At 47.9% G+C, this 3448-nt stretch carries 6 protein-coding genes; 3 read left to right on the top strand and 3 right to left on the bottom strand.

The window, feature by feature from the left end; all coding sequences use genetic code 11:
- From ACJHYR_RS27180 to ACJHYR_RS27190, 3 genes are all read right to left on the bottom strand, one after another.
- Positions 1-195, bottom strand: a 195-nt coding sequence (locus ACJHYR_RS27180) for a YdaU family protein (RefSeq protein ID WP_410233193.1), incomplete at its 3' end; no start/stop codon positions are given.
- Between the two features lie 70 nt (positions 196-265).
- Positions 266-691, bottom strand: a complete 426-nt coding sequence (locus tag ACJHYR_RS27185) for a toxin YdaT family protein (protein ID WP_072740791.1) — start codon at positions 689-691, stop codon at positions 266-268.
- Complete coding sequence (locus tag ACJHYR_RS27190) at positions 675-956, bottom strand: transcriptional regulator (RefSeq protein ID WP_000391948.1); 282 nt, start codon at positions 954-956, stop codon at positions 675-677. The genes ACJHYR_RS27185 and ACJHYR_RS27190 overlap by 17 nt, the downstream gene beginning before the upstream one ends.
- A gap of 101 nt (positions 957-1057) precedes the next feature.
- On the opposite strand from ACJHYR_RS27190, the gene ACJHYR_RS27195 reads away from it, so the two are divergent.
- From ACJHYR_RS27195 to ACJHYR_RS27205, 3 genes are all read left to right on the top strand, one after another.
- On the top strand, positions 1058-1477 hold the full coding sequence (locus ACJHYR_RS27195; RefSeq protein WP_000362152.1) for a hypothetical protein: 420 nt from the start codon (positions 1058-1060) through the stop codon (positions 1475-1477).
- 325 nt (positions 1478-1802) lie between these two features.
- The gene (locus ACJHYR_RS27200) at positions 1803-2102 is read left to right on the top strand and encodes a hypothetical protein (RefSeq protein ID WP_045147100.1); all 300 of its coding nucleotides are present in this window, start codon (positions 1803-1805) and stop codon (positions 2100-2102) included.
- A 502-nt stretch (positions 2103-2604) separates the two neighbouring features.
- Positions 2605-3448 (top strand): Rha family transcriptional regulator (locus ACJHYR_RS27205; protein WP_410233194.1); only part of this gene is annotated, 844 nt, incomplete at its 3' end.

The raw sequence follows: 3448 nt of genomic DNA on the forward strand, positions 1-3448 counted from the left end.
GGATGGCTCCACATCAGCCCATCGCTCATTAGTCAGACGGGCAATTTTTGCCAGCCTGTTTTTAGGTATTGGCTTTCCTGTTTGCCAGTAATTGAACATCAGCAACAAATATGCACCGTGCTCCTCTGCTGATAAATGCATGGTGTCAGCCAGGTAATCAGCGATGTACAGTTGCATGTATGGTAATGCGGCCATAATTGCCTCTTCTGATACCGAATTCCTTAATCACGTACTACCGAAAGCGATCCGGTATAACTATTGCCAGTCAGTGCATCACCGCAGCATTACCCGCCGGGCCACCACGATTCATCTGATTGAAACCGGCGATTGCCACTGCGATAAAATCATCCGCGTCTCTCACCAGCCGTTCTCGTGTCTCCAGCAGCTCCCTGAAATAGGCTGAGCTGTGGCTACGCATTCTGGCCACCAGCAAAGGCGGCATTGCCTTTTCGATCGCTGGTAGTAACGCCTGAATTTTTTCAACCGCATCAGGGGTGTCTTTCTCCACCCAGCGGAAAATTTTCTGGGTATTACGGGCCAGGGCTTCCGGATGGCTGTCGTCGTACAGCTCAGGAAACGTCATGCCCAGCTCGAAATAAACCCTAGTTATCTCGGCTGCCGGAACTTTTTCACCATCCGGACGCGACCAGGCATTCATCGCCATGCGGATGTGTTCATGCTTGATTTTCATGAATCAAGCTCCTAGTAAGTGGTTGTGTTAACGTTTTGGTATCTTCCAGCTCGGGCCAAATATTCATCCAATCAAAAGGCCTTAGTTGCTGACGTGTAACTTCACCATTACTGGCTCGCTCAATAAGGACACATAACGATGCCCCTAACATTTGACCTTTACTCAATGCCTTTCTTAGATAACCGATGCTAGTACCACACTCACATGCAAACATACGCTGTTCATCTGACGAAAGAGAATTGAGAAATATTCTTAATTCTTCCATAGCTACTCCTTAGTAAACACAGCAAAAGAATACCTACAGGTAAACAAAAGTCAATACCCTTGGGTTGTTTACCTTGCGGTAATCGCATCTATTATTTACCTATGGACAAATATGAATTTAGACGACAACAACTCATCAAAATTCGTGATGAGAAATGCGATGGTAAAGCGGTTAACGTGGCCAGAAAGATCGGTCGCGAGCCTTCTTATGTATCAAGAATGTTGTACCCAGAGGGGAAAAAAGGAAAAAAACGGATCGCTGATGATATGGTGGAGATTATAGAAGAGTCCTTTGGGTTACCCCGGGGATGGATGGATGGTATCGTTTCATCATCAACGAACACAGCCTCCAATTATGAAACAAGGGTTCTAACGCCACGACAACGTATTTTTTTAGATCTCTTAGACGAACTGCCTGAAAGTGAAGCGGATAACTTATTAAAAACTCTTGAAGAGAAAAAACAGTATTACAATATGATCTACGAAGAAATCCGTAAAAAGAAAGCACAAAACGCATCATAACTCACCAAACAACCAGTCACCAGTTAAGATACATCAAAAAAAATTACCCATGGGTATTTACTTTTTGGATACCCATGGGTATCCTTTCTTTCATACCAACCCACCCCGCCCCACAGAACGCAGGGCAATACTTCGAGTTACCAGGCAGTGGTCAGGGGTTAAGTAGCCAGCCCGAGGCGTATGAACATGACGGCAGGGTTTAACTTTAACTATGCAGCAGGTTTTTGTTCCGCTACCCCGGCGTTAAGGGGAAACAGAGGATTTCTCAGTGGGCGAAGTCAAACATCAGAATGGAAGGCATCCCGGGATCGGCAAAGAAGCAGCAATGGCGCTTTATATTGACATCAGCGCCATTGCCGGACAGGTAAGAATTATCAGAGCGGTAACCAAGCGGTATGTGCCTTTACTTCAGAAAGGCTCCGGTGATTACACCGAAGATATTGTCAACGATTTCCTCATCGAATTGCGAGGACTCATCTTCAGTTACAAGGTGACCACAATTTTTGCAGATGGCTCCCGCGAAACTGTCAGAGCCCTGCGGCTTAAAGGATGTGTCGAAGACTTCGCCACCACATTCTGGGCAAGAAAACTTGATTGTATTCATAACCAATTTCCTCTCGGGTAACAGACCCCTCAGAGGATACCACCTCGCCTGACGTGGTTAAAAGCAGGCACACAACACGAAAGCGCACGGCGAGGTAGCTGGTTCATATATAGCCTGTCGTCAAATTTTCGTCGACCGTGCGCTTCCGGTTGTGGCACTCCGCGAAATGGCGCGGCGGTAAGCATGGCGGGGTTCCCTTCCCCTTGAGGACACCGGGTTGTCAGGTTGACCATGCGCCTGAGTGACAACCCCGCTGCAACGCCATCTGTTATCAATTTTCTGGTGACGTTTGGCGGTATCAGTTTTACTCCGTGACTGCTCTGCCGCCCTTTTTAAAGTGAAGTTTGTGATGTGGTGAATGCGGCTGATCGCACGTGGAACAGTTAAAACCAAAAACAGTGTTATGGGTGGATTCTCTGTATCCGGCGTTAATTGTTAACTGGTTAACGTCACCTGGAGGCACCCTGGAGGCACCAGGCACCGCATCAACAAAGTTCACTTCGGTGATGAAAGGTAAGAGAAAATGTTGAATGTAGCTATTGAAAACCAGTACGGGTGGAATTATAGTGCACCTGCACCTCATAAACCGGGTGCCGGGCGTGGAAACCCGAAGTCAAACGTAGCGCACAACCGCGCTCAGGCGGTTTTTTTATGCGTGAAGCACAGCCACATTCAGATTATGGTGGGGCGTGCAGGGCAGCTGCAAGGCTGGCCGGGTTCTACGTTGACCGGTATTTCCACCCCTGTACGTCTCACCACCATTATGGTCGTGGAAAGCCTCGGTGGTGAGTTATCAATACTCAACGTGGAGGCTGCCATTATGGCTACTACCCTTACCCTTTCTCACCCTGACGTAACCATTGAAAATGGTCGCGCTGTCACTACGTCTGTTGCGATCGCGGAATTCTTTGGCAAGCGTCACGACAATGTTATCCAAAAAATAAAATTACTGGACTGCTCCGCTGAGTTCACTGCCCTTAATTTTAAGGCGAGCGAATACACCGACTCAACAGGACGCAAACTCCCTATGTACCAAATCACCAAAAACGGCTTCGTTTTCCTGGTGATGGGCTTCACGGGCAAAAAGGCCGCTGCATTCAAGGAAGCCTACATTGCCGAGTTCGACCGCATGGAGGAAGAACTGCGCCGGAATAACACCACACCCGCTGACAAAATAATCCCGGGTGATGGCCGCACCCTGGTTATCCGCTTCGACGAACACGGCTACATCAAATTCACCGAAACCGTTCCTGATAGCGCACTGGTCTGTACTCTGGATACTTTCCGTTTTTATCTGGAAAAGCAGGGATGGACTCTCATAAACCGGGGCGCAATTAAAAATATGACCGTCGAGCAGTTGCTGAGTA

Source organism: Escherichia sp. WS1450 (genome assembly GCF_046487395.1).
Classification (GTDB): domain Bacteria; phylum Pseudomonadota; class Gammaproteobacteria; order Enterobacterales; family Enterobacteriaceae; genus Escherichia; species Escherichia coli.

Coding starts and splice junctions, on each gene's coding strand:
- ACJHYR_RS27185 (WP_072740791.1), bottom strand. CDS start 691: ATGAAAATCAAGCATGAACACATCCGCATGGCGATGAATGCCTGGTCG.
- ACJHYR_RS27200 (WP_045147100.1), top strand. CDS start 1,803: ATGGCGCTTTATATTGACATCAGCGCCATTGCCGGACAGGTAAGAATT.
- ACJHYR_RS27190 (WP_000391948.1), bottom strand. CDS start 956: ATGGAAGAATTAAGAATATTTCTCAATTCTCTTTCGTCAGATGAACAG.
- ACJHYR_RS27195 (WP_000362152.1), top strand. CDS start 1,058: ATGGACAAATATGAATTTAGACGACAACAACTCATCAAAATTCGTGAT.